We start from the raw sequence: 23073 nt of genomic DNA on the forward strand, positions 1-23073 counted from the left end.
GAAAAATACTAGTAATCACACAAATCAAAAGCTTTTAACAGCCTTTTTCTCAAATTTTATTTCTTGCGATTGCCATGTACTTAAACAAAAATGGTTTTGAGGAAGGATTTTGACTAATTGCCTGAATACCAACATTAATCAACCGAAGCTACAGCTTTGCTGTGCTGAGCTCTGCTTCAGCTAATCCTGTAAATCCTAAAATCACTTTCGTCTTAGTATATACGTCTGATTTTAGATTTCCTCGTGTAGGTTTTTGTGGGCTTGTTTTGTCTCAAAAATAGATATTTTCTTCAACATCCGTTTTTTAATTTTGATTATTTACTTTGTTGATTGATATTTATTAACTTTGAATTGATATACTTTAAAAATTACCTCTTATTACAATTTAACCAATCAATCAACAAACAGACCTAGACATATCATTATGGAGCATCTATTTACCACAGAGGCAGCAATTAGCTTATTAAGCCTTACAGTATTAGAAATTATACTTGGGGTCGATAACGTGGTATTTATCTCAATTGTATCAGGTAAACTTCCTAAAGAACTTCAGCCTAAAGCCCGAAACTGGGGTTTAATACTTGCCATCATACCTCGTGTGTTACTGTTGCTGGCAATCTCGTGGGTACTTACCTTGACCCAAGACCTGGTAGATCTTCATTTATTTGGATATCGTTTTGAGCTTAAAGGAAAAGGACTTATTTTATTGATAGGTGGAATATTTTTGATCTACAGCAGTACCAAAGAAATTCACCATAAAATGACAGGCAAAGATGAGCAAGAGGGCAAAGCTGGAACAGCATCATTCAAAAAAGTCATTTTCTCTATAGTGCTGTTAAATATTGTCTTTTCTTTCGACTCTGTATTGACTGCGGTAGGACTTGCCAAACACGTAGAAATAATGATCATAGCAGTGATTATATCCTCTTTGATTATGATGGGGTTTGCGGGCAAAATCAGTGATTTTGTAAATGCCAATCCAACAGTAAAAGTGCTGGCGTTGTCGTTCCTATTAATGATTGGTATGTTATTGATGGCAGAGGCTATCGAAATCAACGGCCATGAGGTAGAAGTGCCCAAAGGATATGTGTACTTTGCTATGGCGTTCTCCCTGTTTGTAGAGTTGCTAAACCTTAGAATCTCAAAAACAAACGAAAACTCAGGGCAAGGAGAGTAACTGCTTGTTTTCAAAAGAATGAAGGTGAAGTATAAGGAATACAACACCTGCTTTTTAATTAATTGAAGTTGCAAGGTACAAGCAACAAGCTTCAAGTGCCAGTTATATTCGTACCTGAAATATATAAATAACTGAAAATTAAGCTTTTACAGTTTATATGCTGCAACTTGGGTTAATTAGGGATATAGTTGCCCAAACCAGTGATAAAAATAAAGTATACCAATAAAGATACGCTGTTCAATATAGGTTATTTTTAAGCTAAGAAAAACGAAAAATATCCTTCTGCAGCACATCAATGAAAATAGAAAGGGAGTTAGCAATGCATTGATGGTTTTATTTTTTAGATTTCTTATGAAGTTCAACTCAATTCGTGAATTATACCAACTTTATTTTAGTGAACGTCCTGCCACCTTGGATGTCCATCAATTTACCTTATTGGTAGAGTTTTTTCCCACTGTGCTTGTTGTTTTAAGCGATGGAGTGTTGGACGATCAAGAAAAAACTTATATCAAAAGGTTGGCAGCCAGTGTAGGTAATATCTTTATGGAGGATGGGTATGCCCCTCAAAAGGCAAAGGAACTTGCAGTTATTTTTGGGGCAGAGTTTGAATACCTCATTCACCATCAGGACGAATGGAAAGACCAGTTTTTAAGTACCTTAAATGCGCACTTAGAACGGTTTCCTGAGCAGAAAGACAACATACTGGATACTATTCATCTTTTTGCTGAGGCATCTCAAGATCTCCAGTCTCCAGAAAAAAATATGATACTGTTTTTGAAAGATGCCCTCAATCTGGAAAAAAATATATCTTAAAAATACAGAAAGTTAGCCATTGTTTTAGTGCAGTCTGTAGACTTTTAATAAAACAGCTTTTTACACCTGCCAGGTGTGGGTAGACTTCTCTTTATTATAGGTTTGCAAATATTAAATTTCAACTGCCTATACTATGTCAATGGCTAACTCAAATATACTCCAAAAGTAGCTTCATCATTTAATTCTGCCGTAATATGTTCCTTAAGGGTTGTAGATAGCTCATATCCGACATAATCTGCGGCTACTGGAAACTTCTTATGACTGCGGTCTACCAACACGGCTATTTGCAGTTTTTCTACCCTTACATTAAAAAAAGGTTTAAGACTATAGGCAAGCGTACGCCCAGTATTCAATACATCATCTATCAATACCACCGTTTTGTTGGTAAGGTCTTCGGGTGGGCAATCCAGCGAAACCTCCCCTTGAGTAGGAGTGGTCTTATTGAGACTTACCTTGACCATAGTGGGTGGGCGATTAGTGATTTGGGTAAAAGCTTTTTCCAGCATTTCGGCAAACAAATAACCACTTTGCCAAATTCCAGCAAAAACAATGTCTTCCTCTTGAAAATTATTTTCGTAAATTTGGTAAGCTATACGGGTAGTTTTTTGTAAAACCTGTTCTTTGCTTAATATAAGGTTTTGTTGCTCTAACATACACTCTTGTTTGAGTAATGACAAAATTGTTATACTGTCCAAAATTAAAGAAAACCATCTATTTGAAATCAACTTATGCTAAAAAAGTTAGAAAATACCTGGCTTGCCGATTTCTTTTCTTTGATATTCCCCAATTGTTGCCTGGGTTGTGAAGCACCACTCACCAAAGGAGAGAAACAGTTGTGTACGCGTTGTATTTACGATTTGCCCCAAACCAACTATCATTTGCACAAAGACAATGTGTTGTCACAAAGGTTTTGGGGGAGGGTACCTATAGAGTATGCCCTCGCTTATCTAAAGTTTTCGAAAGGAGGGAAGGTGCAAAAGATTTTACACGAACTAAAGTACGACAATAACCAAACGGTAGGCGAGATGGTGGGCAGTTGGTATGGCCAGTTATTAGTAGATGCGGCCTTGGCAAAACTGGATGGCAAGCAAGAACAAATATTTGATCTGATATTGCCCATACCCTTGCACAAAGCCAAACTCAGAAGCCGAGGATACAACCAAAGTGATTGTTTTGCCAAAGGGTTGTCAGTTGCTACTGATATACCCTGGCACGCCAATGTGCTTAGACGAAACAAAGCTACCAAAACCCAAACCAAAAAAGGGCGTATAGATCGCTGGAAAAACGTAGACAATATCTTTGAAGTGCTCAAGCCTGAGCTGGTAAAAGACAGGCATGTGTTATTGGTAGACGATGTAGTGACCACAGGAGCCACGCTGGAAGCCTGCGCCAATAGCTTGCTTAAGGCAGATACTGCCAAAATAAGCGTTGCTACTATAGCTGTAGCCCTTTAAAAAAAACTTTTCTTTTGCAGGTTTTCTGCAATCCATTGCTCAAAGTTCAAATAATCAAGACACTGATTTCGCTCTTTGGATGAACTGCCTACGAACAACTCCTCCTGAAGTTTGCCAAAAAGGTGTTGAAACTTATCTGGAGGTTGGGTACATATTTTCGAAAAAAAACTGAGCAGCTTCTTTTCAAAAGCAGCTAACACCTTTTTTTCTTTCTTCAAAAACCTACGGCAAGCTTCTACCGCATACTTAAGCACTATAATATTGCCTAGCTCAAAATGTATAATAAGGTGAAGAAATCGAGTAAAACTTTGTAAGTCCTGACGTGAAGAATCAAACTTTGTAGCAAGTATCCTATTGAGCCATTGCAAAGCCGTGGTATATTGTTTTTGCCTAAAATAGAGGTAAGCAAACTGGTAGTAAAAACATAGCAAGTAATCGTCAGGAACAAGTGTAACCTGTACTTGCAAAAAATCAGCTATTTCAGGAATCAAAGCTACCCCTGTTTCATACGCATCAGTATCACGGTAAAGTTCCAGCTCCAGGTTATAAGTATGCAACTGTACCTTTAGATTAGCCGCAGCCACTGTTTTTACCTTATATTTGGTAGCAGCTGCCCGTACTTTTTGTAGCAGTGATGGTATTGAATCGTACTGCTTCATGTCAAGCAACAGGCTCACTTTATTGTTCAAAGCTGTAAGGTATGCTCCTAAGTCTTCAGTGATATGTTTAGGGTTTTCTTCCAACATTTCTATCAAATCATCCACCACTTTTATTGCCTGTGCATAATCTTGTTTTGCCATTACATAATATGCCATTAGTATATGATGATACAGCTTTTGTGCTTGTATAGTGTCAGCCTTGCTGGCATCTTGAAACCACTCATTAGTAAGCAAACTGTCAGGGTGGTTTTTGTAAGGGTCAATGCGTTCAAAAAAATTGATTGTCCAGTCCCAATAGTGGTGGAGGTGATTAAGTTTAGTGAGGCAAGCTGTATTTTCGGAGTGTATGGCATTCAGTGTGTTATTTGAGTTTAGGCCAACAGAAGTAGCAAGACACAGTCGCCGTTTCCAACGATTGACATCGAGTAGTAAATGCAAACACTCGTACTCTTTAGCCACTTGACAAGCTTTATTGATTACATCCTGGCACTGGGCGTATAGCTCTTTATGAAACAAAATTTCTATGTCTTTGAGCAAATCTCTCAACTCACTTTCTTTAGACAGCTTTGCGTGAAAGTTTCTGAGGCTCTTAAGAATTAATTGAGAAAGGTAGTTTTTAGTGACATGCAGCTGTTTCGTAAAAGCTTGCTTGGAAAAACGTTGCTTGATAGCCGCCTCGTCATAGCTTTCTTGTTTGTCTATTGCCTCAAACAGCAACAGATAATTGTTATGCTTTTGCTTGTCTCCTTTAGTGCTTGAGGCAAATAGTTTAAAGTAACGCTTTTCGGCCTTCGTGAGCGATTTTATTAGTAAAAACAGATTTTCTTTTTTAGACATAGACTTCTACGTTTTGAGCAAAAAATATGGGTATTTATGCTAATAAAAACAAGTTTTACCAGCTTAGAAGTTTACGTTTTTTAAATATTTGCTATTATTTTTAGCGATTGCTCATTTATATTTACATCAACTAATTAAACAATCTCTATTATCATTTAATAAACTAAAAACATTATGGCAAACGCAATCAATTGGTTCGAAATTCCTGCCAATAACCTTGAGCGTGCGGTTGAGTTCTACAAAGCTGTATTGGGTGGTGAGTTTCACCAACAAGAAATCAATGGCACAACAATGGCTTTTTTACCGATGGATGGTCAGGGGCAGGTAGGAGGTGCCCTATGCAAAAGTGAAATGCATACACCTTCGGCCGATGGAGCAGTAATTTATCTTAACGGAGGAGAAGATCTAAGCACTCCTTTGTCAAAGGTGATCACAGCCGGAGGAAAAGTAGTGATGCCCAAAACAAAAATATCAGACGAGATTGGCTACATGGCTTTTTTTATGGATACAGAGGGCAACAAAATAGCTTTTCACTCGCCAAATTAATTATTAAAGTTTAAATAATTTAATCTTAAAATTTGTAATTTCAAGTATTATCAAGAGCTTGTATTTGCAGGCTCTCAACCTCAAAACTTTTAAAAATTATGACTACTAAAGAAATCGCCCAAAAGTACGTAGAGTTAAACCGTACTGGACAACACATGCAAGCCTTGGAAGAACTTTTTGCTAAAGATGCAGTAAGCATTGAACCCAAAGGTTCACCTACAGAGCAGGTTCAAGGTTTAGATGCTTTGAAAAAGAAAAACGAAGAGTTTGCTACGATGGTAGAAGAAATGCACGGAATGGAAGTATCAGATCCAATAGTAGCTGATAACTTCTTTAGTTGCAGCATGAAAATGGATATTACCCTCAAAGGTATGCCGCGTGAACACATGGAAGAGGTTTGTTTGTACCATGTAAAAGATGGTAAAATTACATCAGAGCAATTCTTCTATACACCTCCTCCAATGAACTAAAATGCTCCTATTATCCCTCTTGCTTTGTCAAAATAGTCGCAAGGGGGATAACTTTGATTTACTTCACTAAAAAAGCCACCGAAACCTAATAGTTTCAGTGGCTTTTTTAGTGAAATATTGCCAACGATACGATATACCTACTGGTTGATCGTTTCAGAATCTTTCTTTGTATCAGTATTTAGCACTTCTGGTGTTTTGTTGCGTTGAGTCAGGAGGTAAATAAGCGCAACCAGCAAGACTAAAATGAGAGCGCCTAACCCAATAATAATATATAAAGACATATTGTTTTTAGAGCTTTCCCCCTTGGCTTGGTTTTGCAATTTATCTATGTATGCATACAACCCAAGTAACAAACGTGCAGTATTGCTATTTTCGCCCAAAAAGTCTTCATTCTCCATGGCTTTGTGTAAAATTGCTTCAGCTTTCTTGTACTGCCCCAAGTGGCTATACAATTCGCCAAGCTTCTCAGAGATGCGACTAATACCCGCAATGTCTTTAGCTTGTTTTTTATAATCAAGTACTTGTTCATAAGTACTCAACGCATTTTTGTAGCTGGTTTCGTCTCCCAAGCGATAGTAAAAATCAGCGATTGCTTCCAACGCCTTCATAATGCTCTGCTTATCTTGTAAATTTTTATAAATCTTCAATGCTTTTTGATAGTCGGCAATGGCTGTTTTAGCATGATGTAACTCTTGATATTCTATAAATCCGTTATTCATCAACGCATCCGCTACTCCCTTATCATACTTGGCTTTTTTAGCCATTTCTAAGGCTTGTTTGGCCAGAAAAGCGGCCTTTCCCTGATGGTCGCGGCTATATTCATACACCAGGGCGTTTAAAGTGTTTATCTCCGCTTTTATATCTTTATCTTTTACCAATCGCCACATACGGTTTAGGCTATCAATCTTAGCACAATTTTGTGCTTGAACCTGGGGCATTAACACGACTGTAATTAGAATAAATAGCAATATTTTATTCATGATTATATAGATTTGTATCGCATATTTGTTTAAATGCAATAGGTTGACTTGATATATGGTTGACGAAAAGAGGTTTTTATACTTTCGCAAGTGCAAAATTTTTACCAAAAACTTGTTATTTTGGAAAAAAACATAAAGTAAAACACTCAACGTACTTTCAGATATGTTCCCCAAAAATCAGGTAAAGCAACTGGTTAACAGCTTATTAACCATTTCAAAACAAAACCCTTTACCACTACATACCGAGCACATACATTTGCTGGTAACCCAACTATTACACTATTACCAATACCAAACCCTACACAAATTACCCTATTTTAGCGAAGAGTGTACGCCTGCCATACAGCCAACTATTGCCCCATTTTATACAGCACTTTGCCATTGGTTAAATAACCCGGAAGAAGGTACTCAATTGCTGAGCAATGCTTACAAACGTGTTAATATCAATAACTTATTGTTAATTTTAGGTCAAAGACGTACCCCAGCAAGTATCACTACCGAACAAGCATTACCCCCTTTAAGAAAACACCTGACAACAGCATTTAGCACTCATCACAAACAATATACCCTAAGCGTGGGTGCCCGTGCCTGGTGCAAACACGTCAACCGTTCTGATCAAGAGTTTTGGGGAATAGTAAGGGGAAACGATGAAGAAAAAAATAAAGCAGCAGAAAAGATATTAAATTACCTACTTGACGGTGCCACTTGGTGGAATGTGTTTGAGCATTACAAGCATTATTTGGTCTATGAGGTTCGTTTGCCATCGGGCCATGGGGCACGGTGGAGCATAGGTGATATGAGGTTTATAGGCTTTTTGGAGCCATTTATTGAAGAAGCATAAAAAAAACGGGCAATTTTTGATTGCCCGTTCCTGATACATATAAATAAATGTTTTCTACATCTTTTTTAGTAGTAATTGGCCTATTTCGGGGTCAGCCATAATAGACTTAAGGCTAGGATTGCTAGAGCTCACCAGATCTTGTGCGGCAATTAGCCTCATGTCATTGGGCAAAAAGTCCATCTTGAGAAACTTCTTAATATTATCTATTTGGCCTTGTTTAAACTTAGCCTCTGCTATAGTCAGGTAGTTAATTAACCTGGTACAAATTACAGACAAGATATCTACCCGTTTGGTTTTTTGATCCACCAAACCTTTTATTTTTTGGTAAACTTCTTTTTCAAAACTTTTGGTATTAATAATTTCTTCAGGAGTAATCAGTTTAGACAAGTCGTTGTTTAGAAAAGCCATAAATGACGTTACTGTATTGCTATCTAAACAGGCGTCAGCCAACATTTTTACCAGCCCAAGCTCTTTCTTTAAATCTTTAAGAGGTGAAATGTTTTCAAAGAATTGCACCAAAGTACGGGGAGTAGTTCGTTCTCCTGTTACTGCTTCTGGGTAAGTAAGTACAAAACTGATTCCGCGAGGGTCTACTCCATTTTGTTCGGCCCACAATGCCCATTTTTTTACATCAAATGTCAATGTAATGTGCATCATACGTGTAAGCATGGCAAAATCCATAGGAGTAACTGAGTAGTCGCCACCATCTGGGTTAGCCGTAAGAATTATATGCCATTTTTCAGGCAGTTTCCAACTTACTAACTCATAATTTTGGAGCAACTGCATGATACCTCGGAGTATACGGTCATCTGCCCGGTTTACATCATCAATTAATAATATACCAGGACCTTCTTCTCTTGGAACCCAATCGGGTGGAATAAAAACAGTAGAGTTATCTTTTTCAGAGCTATTGTTAGTGTTAATAGCAGGCATTCCCAAGAGGTCACCCATTTCTTCAAATTGTGCGGGAGCTATGTAAGTAAACTTATATCCATTGGCTTTAGCAAAATTTTCTACAGTTTGGGTTTTACCAATGCCGTGTTCCCCCCAAATACAGATAGGGGTTTTAAGTCTACCGCTGTTTTCAGCAATTTCATTGGTGGTTAAAGTATGTTTTACAAAGTTTATTAGTTCCTCAGTGTTACATTTTGTTCCGTAATATATATAACTGTTGTTTTTCATGTATTAAGTATGAAATGGTTTATTGCCGTACTAAAAAAGTGTTCTTTAAGATTCAAAGTTACACTTTTATACATACAATGAAAATAACTAAGAAGTTATATTTTTCTCACTTAAGAGAAGAAGAAATGTAGAAATTAAGAAGGGTAAAGATGGGTTATTGTATAATTTTTATGAAAACTAGTATTTAGCAGGGTATATAATTTCGTGAATTATATGGATCAATAACCCAAAGTATGCTTGAAGGGGAGGTTTAGGTTGTAGGGTATTTCTTGCCTCTCAATAATTTGCCACAACATTTGCAAACAAATGGCTTTTGTAATTCATCAGCCATTCCGTTTTTATCAAATGTAATTTCATCATTTGGTTTGAGGGCGTGTTGTGCTATTACTTTGCGTCCCACTATTTTAGCCGAGGGAGCACAATGATGATTGATGTATTGGGCATACGCATCTTCTATGTGTTTAGCTTTGCTTATTTGTATAGAAGTATTGGTTGCATCAGCTTTTATTGGTCCCCTAAGCTCGAACAATAACTCTCCTTTTTTGTAGGGTCGTTCAGTATAAAGACCAATGAAACCATTGCTTTCTTTTAAGTGCATGATTTTTTGAATGTTTATAATATTGCTTATATGCTATTTTTCTAACATAGCAAGAGGCAGTAGGAACCTTATGAAGCGCATGAAGTTTAGCTCAGGTGGCTATTGACATTCATCCAGCTTTTGAGGTCTTTACCTAAAATAAACACAGGATAAGTGATAGAACCAAGGTAGTCAATACCTTCGCCCATGCGTTGTACATGAACCCCTTTTACACGATAAATACGGTATGCCATTGCGTCGGCTTCACCAATAATCATGTTGTGCTCTTCCTGGGTTACTACGTTGTAGCATTCCCACATGAGTTTATCCAGAATCTGCACTGACGACAGTTTGGTCTCAGCAGCCTGAAGGGTGTACTTGTTGATGGCAGTACGTCCCATATGCCAAAAGTCTCTTGTAGGGATGTTTCCCATTTCAAAGAATTCTTTTAAGTTATAGTTGAACTCTGTTTCGATAGCAAAATCTAAAGATGGGACTTTTTTGGTTACTTTTGCTCCTCCTACAAACTCTCCTTCATGGGTTTTGAAAGCAAAGTAGTAAGAGTGCTCAAATTGCTCTTTATCTTCTTCAATCATATGTTCCAGTTCTCCATCTACTGGCTCCCAGCCATTTCGTTTTTTGTAACTGTCAACATATACATCATATACAAACTTTGAATATTTTTCCAGGCTTTTGCGACCTACTTGACAAAATATTAAGTCATCAATAATACTTAATACTTTATCTTCTGTCAATGCCTGATCTTTAGCAGTCGATTTTTCGTTTTTTGAATACATTTTATAACTCAAATTATCAGTTTTTCTAAAAAAAATATAAATTCTTGAAACCTTTTTTTTGCCTTACCGTATCTCCTTGTAAGGTTAATTATATCTAATACCTTATACCTTCATTATTTATTTTGTTGCAAAGTAACGACAAAACCCGCGTAAAGTAAAGTCAAAATTTAATATATCTTACATACCATATTTTTTCATCAAGTTTATTTAAATCAGCCTTTAGCAGTACAAAAAATACGGCATGACAAATATTCGTCAAGCCTATGAGTATATATACCTATCTATAAATAGGTGTAGGTATGTATAGTTAAATTACTGTTTATTTTGCATAGCTAAACATTTGAGTTTAATATATTACTTATCTTACATTTGTCTCGCAAACAATAAATGAAGGTTTGAGAATGTTTTTATACTTAAATTATCCATCTACAAATATTAAAACACCTGCGACAATAGTTAAGGTAAGCCTAAGTAATATGTTCAAAACTCACTCTTTGGGTGCAAAATAGGGGTTTGAATACTGCCCATTGTCATGAGAATACTCATTTAAGATGCTAAACTCTTAAACCCCTCAGTTTCCACTTGGAATAGCCTCCTTACACCTACTCTAAATTCATATCTTTTTATTAAAATAAGCCAGGAAAATAGCTGTTAAAATTAGCTTAAACCTTCCATTATTTCTTGGTATGTTATAGACCTAAGGACTGTTTACTGTAATTTGAGTAAGCTACACCCACTTACTCAAAGTCAGATGGGTGGATTAAGGAAACTCTTTCTTTTTATCTGATTCAAAAGAAATTATTTTTTCGTTATCCCCTTTTGTTTGTGAGATTTTGCCTCAATATCAGTATTTAGGGAATGTCAATAAAGTAGCTGGTGTTATGCTCTTTCCTCAAAAGGCTTGATTAAATGGCTATATTTTTCTGCGATGCATTGCGAAACAATATAGCAATATAACTATCAAAATAGAGGTGCTTAGAAGGATTTGCGTAACTCCTGTAAAGTAATAGCTTTGTGTGCTAAAACCGTACAGTGGTGTTCTGTGCAGGACAATTATGTTTTATTTAAGCGTATTTATATGCTTGATAGTCAGGGGTTTAAGTAGTGGGCACTGCTTTTGACTTAACCACCAATACATCATGAACAAAACCGTATTTCCATGCTAAAAAATTATCTTGTAATTGCGATGCGTAATATGCTTAGGCATAAGTTTTACTCCCTGTTGAACATTTTGGGGCTTGCCATTGGGCTAAATGCATTTTTGGTGATTATGCTATATCTAAACGATGAAAAAAACTACGACCGCTTTAACAAAGATATTGATCGGATTTTCCGGGTGACTCAGACTAATATGTGGGACAAAGATAGCCGGCTGTATCTTGATGCTGTAGGACCGGCTGTAGCGCCTATAATAAGAACAGAAATACCTGAGGTAGAGGAGGTTTGTAGGGTACACTCGAACGGAGACTATTTGGGTGTTTATAAAGACAAACAGACTAATAATTTAATATCTTTTGACGAAAAAAAAATATTGATAACAGAGGCTAACTTTTTAAAAGTATTTTCTTACCCTTTAAAAGAAGGAGACCCTGACAAAATATTACATAAACCTAACCTCGTAGTGGTTAGTCAAGCTACAGCCCAAAGGTATTTTGGCGACAAGCCAGCACTGGGTAAAACCATTCGGCTGACCAAGGGCAAGTATGACCAATTATTTGAAGTAAGTGGGGTAATAGATAACAAGAAGAGACAGTCACATATGGATTTTGATATGTTGGTGTCTATGTCCTCTTTTAACACGATAAGAAAGCGTGAGTGGATATGGATTTGGACTACTTTTGTGACTTATATCAAAGTAAAAAAACAAGCTTCACTCGCTGAGCTACAGCAAAAGCTGAAAGTTTTGCCTGAGAAACATGCAGAGGCATCCATTAAACGAATTTACGGGCAAAGTTACAAAGATTTTATCGGTGAGTATAAGCCTTGGTATTTGCAAGCTCAACCTTTAGGCGATGTTTATCTTCAGTCTACTTATGCAAGCAATAGGTTGGGTGTTCAGGGCGATATACGCTATTATTACGTGTTTTTGGCGGTAGGTATTTTAATTATTGTATTGTCTTGTATTAATTTTATGAATCTGGCAACTGCCAGAGCTACCCAGAGAGCCAAAGAAGTAGGCATACGCAAGGTATTGGGGTCAGAAAGAAGCTTACTTGTATGGCAGTTTTTAGGAGAAGCGTTTATTTTTACTTTGTTGGCCACTGTATTGGCTTTGGTAGCTACCGAGGTAGGTTTAGGCTTTTTCAATCAGCTAACGGGCAAGGAGTTGAGCATAACTGTGTTGCTACAACCTGTTTTTTTGTTGTTGGCGATACTTTTGCCTATAGTAATTGCCTTATTTGCTGGTGGTTATCCAGCGTTTTATATGACCAGGTTTACACCGGCTGATGCGCTCAAAGGCAAAATGAATAGTGGCAAAGAGGGTAGAGGTTTGAGAAACGGATTGGTAGTGCTACAGTTTAGCATATCTTGTGTATTGATGATCTCCTCGCTGGTGTTGTTCCAACAGCTTAAGTATTGGCAAACCAAGAAGTTAGGCTTTGATCACAAACAACTGGTAGTGGTGCCAAAAGTAGAAAGGTTGGGCAACCAACTTGAGACTTTTCAACAAAAACTACTGCAGCATACAGGGATAGAGCAAGCAGGTTGGTCTGATGCGTCACCCCCTGATATATGGATGCAAGACCACCTAAAAGCAGCTGAAAAAAACGCCATTAAAATTCCTGTAAATATTATTAATACCCACGCTGATTACTTGAAGACTTTGTCGCTGAATGTTTTGGAAGGGCGCTTGTTTTCTCGGCAATTTTCTAAAGATACCAACCATGTGATAATGAATGAAACCGCTGTGAAAGCCATGGGATGGAAGGTACATGAGGCAGTAGGTAAAAAGTTGATATATGGGGGCGATGCAAACTATTTTTATAAAGTGATAGGGGTTGTAAAAGACTTTAACTTTACTTCTTTGCAGCAAAATATCGAGCCTTTAGCATTTTTTCACCTAGGAGCAAACCTTTATGCAGGTACCCACCGTCATCTTACATTTAAGGTGAATAAATCAGCAGATATGTCTCAAGTGTTGAGCTACGCAGAGAGTGTATGGAAGTTGCTGGCTAAAGACCTGCCTTTTGAGTTTCAGTTTATGGATGGACTATTCAGAAGAGCATATCAGGCAGAGCGGCGGGCTTCAGATATATTAATGATTTTTACGGGCTTGGCGTTGTTTATTGCAGCTTTGGGATTGATAGGTTTAGCCACGTTTTCGGCAGAAAGAAGAACCAAAGAAGTGGGCGTTCGTAAAGTGTTAGGAGCTAGTACATTACAGATTTTTACTTTGCTATCAAAAGAATATGCAAGGCTGATATTGTTGGCATTACTCATAGCTGTGCCATTGGCTTATTTAATGATGGATCATTGGTTACAGGACTTTACTTACCGGGTGACGATTGATTGGCGAAACTTTTTATGGACAGCCATAGTAGCCCTGTTAGTAGCAGGTGTTGCTGTGGTGTATCAGTCAGTTAGAGCGGCCTTTGTCAATCCGGTAGAATCGTTGCGGGATGAATAGGTATAAAACGAAAAGTTGACTTTACCAACCCCTTTGAACACTCAAAGGGGTTTTTTTCATGCACAAGTTTTGCTACATTTAGCTTTTTGAGCACTGCTTTAAAGTTATGTATTCGATTTGGTTTGGATAAATTGTAAGCTGTTGAGAGTGAGTCAAACTGTGGACTTTGAATTTAGGCAAGTTTTAAACGGTAAAAATCAAACAATCAACTATGCTAAGATTAAGGTGATTACCTGCGGTGAGCTCGTCACAGCAAGCTGCCCCGATGAGTCGCATGCGTCAAAGCTTAATTTTACGAATACTTAAAATACCGTCAAAATCATCAAAAACGACTCTTTTAGGCGCAACTCCTACGGAGCCGTGTCCCGTTTCGTTTATTTTTTCTACCAAGGTTTCTCCCCACTGGGGCTAATATTCGTAATAAGTGGCATAAAAACGAGCAAAGAGTTTTGAACGATTCCATAAAAATTGTGATTCAACACAACTTGAAGCTGGTTTTTACAGGCGGAATTTTAAGCCCTGACCAATGCGATGAGTCGGGATTTATAAATAGACCTGGTTTTAGGGTTTACAGGATTAGCTGTAGCTTCGTTTGATTAATGTTGGTATTCAGGCAATTGGTCAAAACCTGTCCTAAAAACCATTTTTGTTTAAGTATAATTTTTAAACAATGCTCCTAATACTCAGGTATTAACTATCTGTAAACTTATAATTTTTGAAAACGATTTTTTATTGATGAAAGCAGCAATTTATAACCATAGACTTTGGGTAGAAGAAGTATCTCCCCAGATTTTGAAGGAATCATTTGATCATATTTTAATTGAAAGTGGTTTTACGATATTAAATTTTATGGAGCATTTTTTCCAGCCTCAGGGTTATACTGCCATATGGCTATTAGGTGAAAGTCATTTTGCCTTGCACACCTTCCCCGAAGAAAATAAAACTTATATAGAACTGAGTAGTTGTAATGAGCAAATGTATGATTTGTTTATAAAACTGATCAAGCTACCTGTATTAAAAGAGTCTTAAAAGAATGAACTGGTTGTGCCCAACATATACAGTGTTAGAGCCAAAGGCGTGATGCTGTTGTAAACAATATTAAGATATGCTATAGCTTTAGATTGATGTATATGTATTATAGTGGTGAATACCTATTGTTCTGAGGTAGTACTTTAGATATATTGAATGTTTAATGATGAATGAAAGACTAAGTTTGCATTACCTTTCAATGTAATGCCAGTTCTGCCCAAACTTAAATTTTATGTATTACCTCCAAGAGAAACTATATCAATTAGTTAAGGTAGATAAAAGTGTGTTTGATTTTGTAGTGACTGCATCTAACCAAGGCTTATGGTGTTTGCAGGTAAAACCACCACATGACCAATGGGTGAACGAAGGATTTTGTGAAGCGTTCGAGGATCAAGTAGGTGAAAAAAAAATGTGGCAAGCACTGGTAAAGTCAAAAAATAAACAAGTCATACAGCGTAGCCTCGATTACTACCAAACAAACGAAGCATTGCCTTACTTGCAGTTTGAGTTATGCTATAAGCTTCAAAATGGCCAAGAGCTGTGGGCTACTACCCAAACCCTGGTAGCAAAAGATTTATCAGGCATACCTGTGTTTTTGATAGGGAAAGTACTGAAAAAAAGCCTTAAATCACCTAATCATCGTGTTTCTGCATCTGTGTTTGCCCAAGAGGGTTCTGTCCAGTCAGAACAAAGTGAAGGTACCTGGCCATTTCAAGATAAAGAGTTGAGCACTGCAACGAAACACTTGTTGGAGAAAACAAGTGCGATGGCAAAACTGGGTGCCTGGGAGCTTAACCTGAACACTCAGCAGGGATTTTGGTCACATACAACCCGGCAAATATATGAAGTACCTGATGACTTTGTGCCAACTGAAGACAGTATGCTAAACTTTTACAAAGAAGAGAGTAAAGAGCAGGTAAAACACCTGATTGCTCGTTGTATCAGGTCAAAAGAGGTGTTCAGTGAAGAACTAAAGGTAGTGACAGCCAAAAAACGTGAAGTATGGGTGAGGTTAGTGGGGCAGGGAGAGTTTGAAGGGGAACAATGTCAAAGAATATATGGTACGGTTCAAGACATTAACGAACGCAAGCATCAAGAGGGAGAAGCCAAAAAAATAAGTACTCGCTTGGCGTTGGCTACTCAAACCGCTCGCGTGGGTATTTGGGAATACGATATTGTCAGTAACAAACTTACCTGGGATGATTCCATGTTTGAGTTGTATGGGTTAAAATATGAAGATTTTGATGGGGTATATAGCGCTTGGGTTGGTTTATTGCACCCCGATGACGTACAAAGGGTAGAAGATGAGGTAGCTTGGGCGATTGAGGGAAAAAAAGAATTTGATACAGAGTTTAGAGTAGTTTGGCAAGATAACACCGTGAAGTATATCAAGGCTTTGGCAAGAGTACACAACGACAATCAAGGCAATGCTTTGTTTATGATTGGGACAAACTGGGACATTACCCATGAGAAACTAGCCAGCGAAAAACTCAAAGAAGCTAAAAAACAAGCAGATACAGCCAATAAAGCAAAGTCGGAGTTTCTTGCCAATATGAGTCATGAGATTCGTACCCCATTGAATGGTGTCATTGGGTTTGCAGACTTGCTGCAGAGAAGTAAACTGAATGAAACCCAACAAAAATATATTTCCACCATTTATCAATCGGCCACTTCATTGCTTGACATTATTACCAACATTCTCGATTTTTCTAAAATAGAGGCAGGCAAACTCGACCTTATTTTGGCTAAAACAGACTTGTTGAACCTAAGTCAACAAATTATAAATTTGATCAGGTATCAGGCACATAAAAAAGATCTGGAGGTGTTGTTGCATATAGACAACGACATACCAAGATTTATATGGATAGATGAGGTGAAAATGAGGCAGGTATTGGTCAATTTATTGAGCAATGCTACCAAATTTACAACCGAAGGTGAAATAGAGTTGAAAATAGACTTGCAGGAAAGGCTCGACGAAGAAATGGTTGTGTTGAGATTTGCAGTAAGAGATACAGGCATAGGTATAGCATCCGAGAATAAGGGTAAAATTTTTGAAGCATTCTCACAGGAAGACTCATCTACTACCCGAAGGTTTGGTGGCACAGGGTTGGGGTTGAGTATTTCTAATAAATTACTTGATTTGATGGGGAGCAGACTTTTGGTAGAGAGTATTGCAGGGCGTGGAAGTGTTTTTTACTTTGATATTCCGGTAAAGGCAACATTAGATGCTGCCATTGGTAAAGGAGGGTGGCAGAATATAGAAGGAATTGAAAAGGTGTTGATTATTGATGACAATAAAAATAACCGGCAGATTTTGGCAGAAATGCTCACAATTAAAGATATTGAAGCAGAAGAGGTTACCAATGGGTTGGATGCGTTAGAGCGATTGGCTGCTGGCAAAAAGTATGACATTGTATTTGTTGACTATCATATGCCTTTTATGGATGGGCTGGAAACAATTAAAAATATCAGACAAGAGTTGGCAATTACAGCACAAGATCAGCCTATTGTTTTGTTTCATAGCGCCTCAGACTACGGTGAGTTTACAGGTGACGTTGGTGCCTTAGATATTCAACAACAACTGATCAAGCCAGTAAGTATAGAGCAACTCTTCGAGTGTTTGGGCAGTTTACATAGTTTAAAAGAAGTGAGCGAGCCCGATGTTGTAGAAACAACGCAGCATTTGATGGATTTGTCGATAAAAATGCTCATTGTAGAAGACAACGCGGTAAATATGCAATTGTCTAAAGTCATTGTACAAGGAATAATGCCAGATACAACAATAGTAGAAGCCTGTAATGGGCAAGAAGCCATTGACAGATGTAAGCAAGAATTGCCAGATTTTATTGTGATGGACATTCAAATGCCTCAAATGAATGGTTATGAGGCAACTACCTACATAAGAAAAATAAAAGGAGCTGAAAATATACCTATTGTAGCGCTTACTGCTGGCACTCTCAAGGGAGAAAAAGACAGGTGTTTGGCTGCAGGCATGAACGATTATATTAGCAAGCCTATTGTAAAGCATGAATTTGTTCAAATGATTAACAAATGGGTAATTTCTGAAAAAAACATGGACACTAAAAATCATTTTAACCAAGAAGCTCTTTTAGAGACTATAGGAGATAATCCGAAAGTAAAAGAGAGAATTTATGCCAAAACAAGGGCTTACCTTGCTACTGTAATACCCGATATTCAAGCAGGTATTGCCAGTCAAAACTTTGACACAGTAAAAGCCTCAGCGCATACCCTCAAAGGGGCATCAAGGTCAATGTATTTGGGCAAACTTGCCCAAATGGCTGAAAAACTGGAAGGGGTAACCAATATGAATCCACAAGAAATTGATGACCTGGTGCAAGCCATCATACATGAAATTAATTATATAAAAACTTTGATTTAGGGCAAAAGAGGGCAGAATAACACTATTGATTTTCTGGAGTACCAGGTAATTTTAAATGCTACAAATCATTGGTTTAATTAAAGGTAAACCATTAATCCTGATATGAGAATACTATTATTTGAGAAAGATGAAGGCGAGAGGCAAAAGCTCATTCAACTGTTTCGTCAGGTAGAGCTAAAAGCTGATCTTACAACTGATGTGGCAGAGAGCGAGGAGCAAATAATGCAGCTATTGCAACAAGCTCATTATGATTGTGTGTATATAGGTGTTGATTTGTTTAGCATGCCTGATAGTGAAAAGCTGTTAATGCAAATACAGGAGCTTGGCAAACAAACGCCTATTGTGGTTTTGTTGGCTCACGAAAATGAAAAAAACATTTACCAAAGTATAATAAGTGGTGTAAGTGGTTACTTGTCGAAGCAACAGTTGACCACCCCATCTATTCTCACTAGTTTAAAGCAAGCCCTCAATAGCGTAGGCAACAAAGATCATTACGAAGTAAGCCATTTAAAGCAAGTGTTTCTCTCTGATATGGGGCACGAATTAAGAACCCCTATGTCGGCTATATTAGGGTTTTCAGGTTTATTGATGCAATCTAACCTTGACGAAAGCCAATACAAGTTTGCTCAATCTATTTACGAAGCAACCAATAACCTGTTGACCATTATCAACGATGTTTTAGATTACTCTAAAATAGAGTCTGGTAAGTTGACTATTGAGCAGGCAGATTTTAATGTAAGGCAACTGTTGCATAAAATTAAAAAACGCCTTGAGAATCAGGGAGTTCACCAGCATAAGCCTTATTTAACGCTGTATATCGACGAAAAACTGCCTGACTTTTTGAAAAGCGATGATAAAAGATTAGAACAAATACTTTGGAACCTGATCAATGAAGCGACAAAGTTTATTGTGGGGAGTAGTATAGATTTGTTTGCACGCATGATTGCCTACAAAGAGGGACAAGTTAATGTTCAGTTTGAAGTGAAATGTGCAGGGGCAAGCATTTCACAAGACCAGGTGAAAACCATTTTTGATAGTCTTAATTATTTGGGTACCAATCACTTTCAACGTTTTGGTGACATAGGGCTTGGGTTGGTCATTGTTAAGAAACTGGTTAGTTTTTTGGGAGGCAACATTGTAGTGCAGCATAATAAGAGTGGTGAGGTAAGTTTTATATGTGATTTTAGAATGGAAGTAGGGCAGGCAATTCAGGAACAAAGTAATGGCTTGGAAGATGGTGTGGCGCTAGATAATGTGCGTGTATTGGTGTGTGAAGACAACATACTTAGCCAGGAACTAACTAAAGAAATATTGCATCGTTTGGGGTGTAAGGTAGACATTGCAGATAATGGTAAGGTAGGGGTAGAAAAACTGCAAAATAAAGCCGCGCAATACGATGTGGTGTTGATGGACATCCAAATGCCAAAAATGAATGGGATAGAGGCCACTTATGCCATTAGAGAGTTAGACAGTGTGGTTAAAGATATTCCGGTAATAGCACTGACTGCCCAAAATGTAACCGATGAAAAAGACAAGTACTTTGAAGCGGGAATGACTGATTATTTGACCAAACCTTTTACACCAGCAGATATTACCCGAAAAGTATTGAAATATTTGCCCAAAAAGGCAATCAAAAACAAGCCCACAAGTGCTGCACAAACTACAGGTCAGACTACTTCACACACATTGTTTGACCTTAACTTTTTGCGCGATGCCTTTGGCGATAATCCAGTGATTTTCCAAGAGTTACTTCAATTGCTTACCAATCAGTTCTTAAAGTTTAAACAAGATGTAAGCAACGGGTTATTTATGAAAAACTGGAAGGTGATTGCCAACGCTGCCCAAATCATTAAAACAAATTTGCGTGCATTTGGACTCAAATCATTGGAAAATAAAGTAATTTTGATTGAGGAATACGCCAGTAAACAAGAAAGTGTAGGGCTTATTCCAGACTTGATCAGGGATTGTGAAGATATTTTTGCTGGTGCAATCAAAGAACTTAATTCTTTATTGGAAGATGAAAACACTACTCAAGGAAAACATTTATATAGAAACAGCTAGTGTGCAGGACGCCGAGCTATTGGCAGACTTGCAATGTAAAATGGCATGGGAAACTGAAGAGTATATGCTTGATCGTAACACAGTGTTGCAAGGGTTGAAAGCTTTATTTCATGATGTTTCTAAAGGCATATATTACAAAGTGACTCATAATGAGCAAATAATAGGTTGTATGCTCAATACGTTTGAATGGAGCGAGTGGCGCAATGGGTATGTACTGTGGATACAGTCGCTATATATTGTACCAGAGTTTAGAGCCCAAGGTTTGTTTAAACTGATGTACCAGTACTTGCAGCACAAGGTAGAAGCTGATGACAACCTGATGGGTATCAGGCTGTATGTAGACAAAACCAACGTGAAAGCCTCTAAAGTATACAAAGCCATTGGAATGAATGATGAACATTATGCCTTTTTTGAATGGTTAAACGAGTAAGTATTGCCTGAGGGTGGCTTCATCTAACTTACCTAAAGCAAAAACATTCAGCCGATAAAGACTGAATGTTTTTGACATCCTAAAAAATAAAACCCGTTACAGGTATTGGGGTATACTTATTAATTGAAAGTATACGATCCTTTTTCGATCATCTGATCGGCAATTCTTCGGCGGGCGGCCTTAGTATTATAAGCATGGGTACGGCTCAAACCTCGCAATGCACCCATTAAATTTTTATACATATCGCCTTCAGCAAAAGCACTAATGGCTTGTTTGCCCGACATATACACACTGTCTACTGTATCGTGTAAGTATACGTTGCAAAGGTCTATTTGCATTTGGCAAGCATCAGCTCCATTTCGGTTTACTAGTTTTTCTGTTCTTAGCAAAGCCGACTCAGCCGTATAAATATTCATTAACATGTCGGCCATGTGCATCATAATTTCTTGCTCTTCGCTAAACGACTTGTTCAATGCTTGCACTGCGGCACCTGCGCTTACCAACAAAGCTTTCTTCATGTGGCTAATCAGGCTCTTCTCATAAGCAAAGTTAGGCGACCCCTCAGGAGCAATCTCTGGTTTTTTGCCACTCATTAACTCTTTTTGCACCTCCATAGCAGCCCCCATTACGTTAAGCTCTCCCTTCATGCTGCGTTTTACGATGGTACCTATAGACAAAATACGGTTGATTTCGTTGGTTCCTTCAAAAATACGGTTAATGCGTGAGTCACGGTAACAGCGGTCAGCAGGAGCATCGGCAGAGTAGCCCATCCCACCATAAATTTGTACCATTTCGTCTGATACATAATCTATAGTTTCAGAACCAAATACCTTAAGCAAGGCACATTCAATGGCAAACTGCTCAAAACTCTTAAGCTTAGCTTCCGCTTCAGGTGTACCATTGGCAATCATAGCGGCAATGCTGTCGTCAATATTTTGTCCGGCGCGGTACATGGCCGACTCAGTAGCGTATAAGCGTACCGCTTGTTGTGCAAGTTTGTGTTTGATAGCGCCAAAGTTAGCGATAGAAGTTCCAAACTGCTTGCGTTCGTTAGCATATCCTATAGAGTGGTTCAAGGCAGCTTTGGCGCCACCATGAGTAGAGGCACACAACTTGATACGTCCAATGTTTAGAATGTTTACCGCAATCTTAAAACCATTTTCACGGGTAGACAACATGTTTTCTACAGGCACTTTACAATCGTTGAAAAACACCTGGCGGGTGTCTGAACCTTTGATACCCATTTTGGCTTCAGGAGCATTCATAGTAATACCACCAAAGTCTTTTTCTATAATAAAGGCAGTCAGTTTCTTGTCATCATCTATTTTGGCAAATACAATGAATATATCGGCAAACCCTCCATTGGTTATCCACATTTTTTGCCCGTTGATAATGTAATGCTTGCCATCTTCGGTCAATTCAGCCTTGGTTTTGCCAGAGTTGGCATCAGAACCTGCGTCAGGCTCAGTCAGACAGTAACAGGCTTTCCATTCGCCAGTGGCAAGTTTAGGCAAATATTTTGCTTTTTGAGCTTCGCTGCCATAATACTGAATAGGCAGGGTACCAATGCCAGTATGTGCCGATAGTGCTACTACAAACGAATGCCCTTGCCCAGTGTAGTCGGTAATCAACATCGATGAGTTGAAATCCATTCCAAAACCATCGTATTCGGTAGGTACACCAGTAGCAAGTAAACCAAGCTCTCCAGCTTTGTCTAGCAAACTACTCATAAGGGCAGGGTCTTTGGCTTCATCTATTTCTTCCAAACGAGGAACCACTTCTTTCTGAACGAAGTCTTCACAAGTTTGTGCCATCATTCGTTGTTCTTCGCTAAAATCTTCAGGGATGAAGACTTGATCGGCAGTAGTTTCTTTGATAAGAAATTCCCCACCCTTAATTAACTCTTTATTGGCTGTAGCTTCCATATTATTGGGTATGTCTATTTTAATGATTTTCTGAATTGTGCGTCTATATAATAACAAATATACTACAAAAATGTTATGCGTGCATACTATTTAATCAAGAATATTCTATTGTATTTAAAAGTATAACGACTATCAGACAAATTAACTTCCTTAAAATATAAAACCTTGTAGAAGGAGAATGTTTTTTGGCACTAAGGAATTGTTCAAAAATAAATTTACACTCTGAGGGGTGATTTTTCGCCTTGATACTTCGTTATTTTTATTGCC

The 23073-nt window shown here is 37.9% G+C and carries 18 protein-coding genes; 11 read left to right on the plus strand and 7 right to left on the minus strand.

The annotated features are described in order from the left end of the window. Positions 1 to 424: 424 nt before the first annotated feature. Together Q0954_RS24640 and Q0954_RS24645 are read left to right on the plus strand one after the other, a co-directional pair. The gene (locus Q0954_RS24640; RefSeq protein ID WP_299461489.1) at positions 425 to 1177 is read left to right on the plus strand and encodes a TerC family protein; all 753 of its coding nucleotides are present in this window, start codon (positions 425 to 427) and stop codon (positions 1175 to 1177) included. 351 nt (positions 1178 to 1528) lie between these two features. After that, positions 1529 to 1990 (plus strand): hypothetical protein, encoded by a 462-nt coding sequence (locus Q0954_RS24645; protein WP_299461491.1) that lies wholly within the window; start codon positions 1529 to 1531, stop codon positions 1988 to 1990. A gap of 143 nt (positions 1991 to 2133) precedes the next feature. Here the strand turns inward: Q0954_RS24645 and Q0954_RS24650 are convergent, their stop codons facing one another. Next, on the minus strand, positions 2134 to 2643 hold the full coding sequence (locus Q0954_RS24650; protein ID WP_299461493.1) for a phosphoribosyltransferase family protein: 510 nt from the start codon (positions 2641 to 2643) through the stop codon (positions 2134 to 2136). Positions 2644 to 2718: 75 nt separating this feature from the next. On the opposite strand from Q0954_RS24650, the gene Q0954_RS24655 reads away from it, so the two are divergent. Further along, the gene (locus tag Q0954_RS24655; protein WP_299461495.1) at positions 2719 to 3444 is read left to right on the plus strand and encodes a ComF family protein; all 726 of its coding nucleotides are present in this window, start codon (positions 2719 to 2721) and stop codon (positions 3442 to 3444) included. On the opposite strand, the gene Q0954_RS24660 is transcribed toward Q0954_RS24655, so the two are convergent. Next, positions 3441 to 4940 carry a hypothetical protein gene (locus Q0954_RS24660; RefSeq protein WP_299461497.1) on the minus strand — a complete coding sequence of 500 codons (1500 nt, stop codon included), beginning with the start codon at positions 4938 to 4940 and terminating at the stop codon, positions 3441 to 3443. The genes Q0954_RS24655 and Q0954_RS24660 overlap by 4 nt on opposite strands. 174 nt (positions 4941 to 5114) lie before the next feature. Between Q0954_RS24660 and Q0954_RS24665 the strand changes: the two genes are divergently transcribed. Both Q0954_RS24665 and Q0954_RS24670 read left to right on the plus strand, forming a co-directional pair. Continuing rightward, entirely contained in the window at positions 5115 to 5486 is a 372-nt protein-coding gene (locus tag Q0954_RS24665; protein WP_299461499.1) for a VOC family protein, read from the plus strand. Positions 5487 to 5584: 98 nt separating this feature from the next. Next, a complete protein-coding gene (locus Q0954_RS24670) occupies positions 5585 to 5956 on the plus strand; it encodes a nuclear transport factor 2 family protein (protein ID WP_299461501.1) in 372 nt (123 codons plus the stop codon). Positions 5957 to 6093: 137 nt separating this feature from the next. Here Q0954_RS24670 and Q0954_RS24675 read toward each other — a convergent pair whose 3' ends face one another. Then, positions 6094 to 6936, minus strand: coding sequence for a hypothetical protein (locus Q0954_RS24675; RefSeq protein ID WP_299461503.1), 843 nt, complete (start codon positions 6934 to 6936; stop codon positions 6094 to 6096). Between the two features lie 163 nt (positions 6937 to 7099). Here Q0954_RS24675 and Q0954_RS24680 point away from each other — a divergent pair, with 163 nt between their 5' ends. Beyond that, the gene (locus Q0954_RS24680) at positions 7100 to 7777 is read left to right on the plus strand and encodes a hypothetical protein (protein ID WP_299461505.1); all 678 of its coding nucleotides are present in this window, start codon (positions 7100 to 7102) and stop codon (positions 7775 to 7777) included. Positions 7778 to 7831: 54 nt separating this feature from the next. Here Q0954_RS24680 and Q0954_RS24685 read toward each other — a convergent pair whose 3' ends face one another. From Q0954_RS24685 to Q0954_RS24695, 3 genes are all read right to left on the minus strand, one after another. Continuing rightward, complete coding sequence (locus Q0954_RS24685; protein WP_299461507.1) at positions 7832 to 8959, minus strand: AAA family ATPase; 1128 nt, start codon at positions 8957 to 8959, stop codon at positions 7832 to 7834. A 250-nt stretch (positions 8960 to 9209) separates the two neighbouring features. After that, the gene (locus Q0954_RS24690; RefSeq protein WP_299461509.1) at positions 9210 to 9557 is read right to left on the minus strand and encodes a hypothetical protein; all 348 of its coding nucleotides are present in this window, start codon (positions 9555 to 9557) and stop codon (positions 9210 to 9212) included. A gap of 86 nt (positions 9558 to 9643) precedes the next feature. Then, on the minus strand, positions 9644 to 10333 hold the full coding sequence (locus tag Q0954_RS24695) for a hypothetical protein (RefSeq protein WP_299461511.1): 690 nt from the start codon (positions 10331 to 10333) through the stop codon (positions 9644 to 9646). A 1159-nt stretch (positions 10334 to 11492) separates the two neighbouring features. Here Q0954_RS24695 and Q0954_RS24700 point away from each other — a divergent pair. The 5 genes from Q0954_RS24700 to Q0954_RS24720 all read left to right on the plus strand — a co-directional run bounded on the left by Q0954_RS24700 (position 11493) and on the right by Q0954_RS24720 (position 20881). Further along, positions 11493 to 13961 (plus strand): ABC transporter permease, encoded by a 2469-nt coding sequence (locus Q0954_RS24700; RefSeq protein ID WP_299461513.1) that lies wholly within the window; start codon positions 11493 to 11495, stop codon positions 13959 to 13961. A gap of 735 nt (positions 13962 to 14696) precedes the next feature. After that, entirely contained in the window at positions 14697 to 14990 is a 294-nt protein-coding gene (locus Q0954_RS24705; protein ID WP_299461514.1) for an S-adenosylmethionine decarboxylase family protein, read from the plus strand. Positions 14991 to 15222: 232 nt separating this feature from the next. Continuing rightward, entirely contained in the window at positions 15223 to 18390 is a 3168-nt protein-coding gene (locus Q0954_RS24710; RefSeq protein WP_299461516.1) for a response regulator, read from the plus strand. Positions 18391 to 18492: 102 nt separating this feature from the next. Next, positions 18493 to 20451, plus strand: coding sequence for a response regulator (locus Q0954_RS24715; protein WP_299461518.1), 1959 nt, complete (start codon positions 18493 to 18495; stop codon positions 20449 to 20451). Beyond that, the gene (locus Q0954_RS24720; protein ID WP_299461520.1) at positions 20408 to 20881 is read left to right on the plus strand and encodes a GNAT family N-acetyltransferase; all 474 of its coding nucleotides are present in this window, start codon (positions 20408 to 20410) and stop codon (positions 20879 to 20881) included. The genes Q0954_RS24715 and Q0954_RS24720 overlap by 44 nt, the downstream gene beginning before the upstream one ends. A gap of 119 nt (positions 20882 to 21000) precedes the next feature. On the opposite strand, the gene Q0954_RS24725 is transcribed toward Q0954_RS24720, so the two are convergent. Then, positions 21001 to 22806 (minus strand): acyl-CoA dehydrogenase family protein, encoded by a 1806-nt coding sequence (locus tag Q0954_RS24725; protein WP_299461522.1) that lies wholly within the window; start codon positions 22804 to 22806, stop codon positions 21001 to 21003. Positions 22807 to 23073 lie beyond the last annotated feature (267 nt).

Source organism: uncultured Microscilla sp., from assembly GCF_947493425.1.
Classification (GTDB): domain Bacteria; phylum Bacteroidota; class Bacteroidia; order Cytophagales; family Microscillaceae; genus Microscilla.

Coding starts and splice junctions, on each gene's coding strand:
- Q0954_RS24665 (WP_299461499.1), top strand. CDS start 5,115: ATGGCAAACGCAATCAATTGGTTCGAAATTCCTGCCAATAACCTTGAG.
- Q0954_RS24640 (WP_299461489.1), top strand. CDS start 425: ATGGAGCATCTATTTACCACAGAGGCAGCAATTAGCTTATTAAGCCTT.
- Q0954_RS24645 (WP_299461491.1), top strand. CDS start 1,529: ATGAAGTTCAACTCAATTCGTGAATTATACCAACTTTATTTTAGTGAA.
- Q0954_RS24720 (WP_299461520.1), top strand. CDS start 20,408: ATGAAAACACTACTCAAGGAAAACATTTATATAGAAACAGCTAGTGTG.
- Q0954_RS24715 (WP_299461518.1), top strand. CDS start 18,493: ATGAGAATACTATTATTTGAGAAAGATGAAGGCGAGAGGCAAAAGCTC.
- Q0954_RS24655 (WP_299461495.1), top strand. CDS start 2,719: ATGCTAAAAAAGTTAGAAAATACCTGGCTTGCCGATTTCTTTTCTTTG.
- Q0954_RS24710 (WP_299461516.1), top strand. CDS start 15,223: ATGTATTACCTCCAAGAGAAACTATATCAATTAGTTAAGGTAGATAAA.
- Q0954_RS24705 (WP_299461514.1), top strand. CDS start 14,697: ATGAAAGCAGCAATTTATAACCATAGACTTTGGGTAGAAGAAGTATCT.
- Q0954_RS24680 (WP_299461505.1), top strand. CDS start 7,100: ATGTTCCCCAAAAATCAGGTAAAGCAACTGGTTAACAGCTTATTAACC.
- Q0954_RS24690 (WP_299461509.1), bottom strand. CDS start 9,557: ATGCACTTAAAAGAAAGCAATGGTTTCATTGGTCTTTATACTGAACGA.
- Q0954_RS24700 (WP_299461513.1), top strand. CDS start 11,493: ATGCTAAAAAATTATCTTGTAATTGCGATGCGTAATATGCTTAGGCAT.
- Q0954_RS24660 (WP_299461497.1), bottom strand. CDS start 4,940: ATGTCTAAAAAAGAAAATCTGTTTTTACTAATAAAATCGCTCACGAAG.
- Q0954_RS24725 (WP_299461522.1), bottom strand. CDS start 22,806: ATGGAAGCTACAGCCAATAAAGAGTTAATTAAGGGTGGGGAATTTCTT.
- Q0954_RS24685 (WP_299461507.1), bottom strand. CDS start 8,959: ATGAAAAACAACAGTTATATATATTACGGAACAAAATGTAACACTGAG.
- Q0954_RS24695 (WP_299461511.1), bottom strand. CDS start 10,333: ATGTATTCAAAAAACGAAAAATCGACTGCTAAAGATCAGGCATTGACA.
- Q0954_RS24675 (WP_299461503.1), bottom strand. CDS start 6,936: ATGAATAAAATATTGCTATTTATTCTAATTACAGTCGTGTTAATGCCC.
- Q0954_RS24650 (WP_299461493.1), bottom strand. CDS start 2,643: ATGTTAGAGCAACAAAACCTTATATTAAGCAAAGAACAGGTTTTACAA.
- Q0954_RS24670 (WP_299461501.1), top strand. CDS start 5,585: ATGACTACTAAAGAAATCGCCCAAAAGTACGTAGAGTTAAACCGTACT.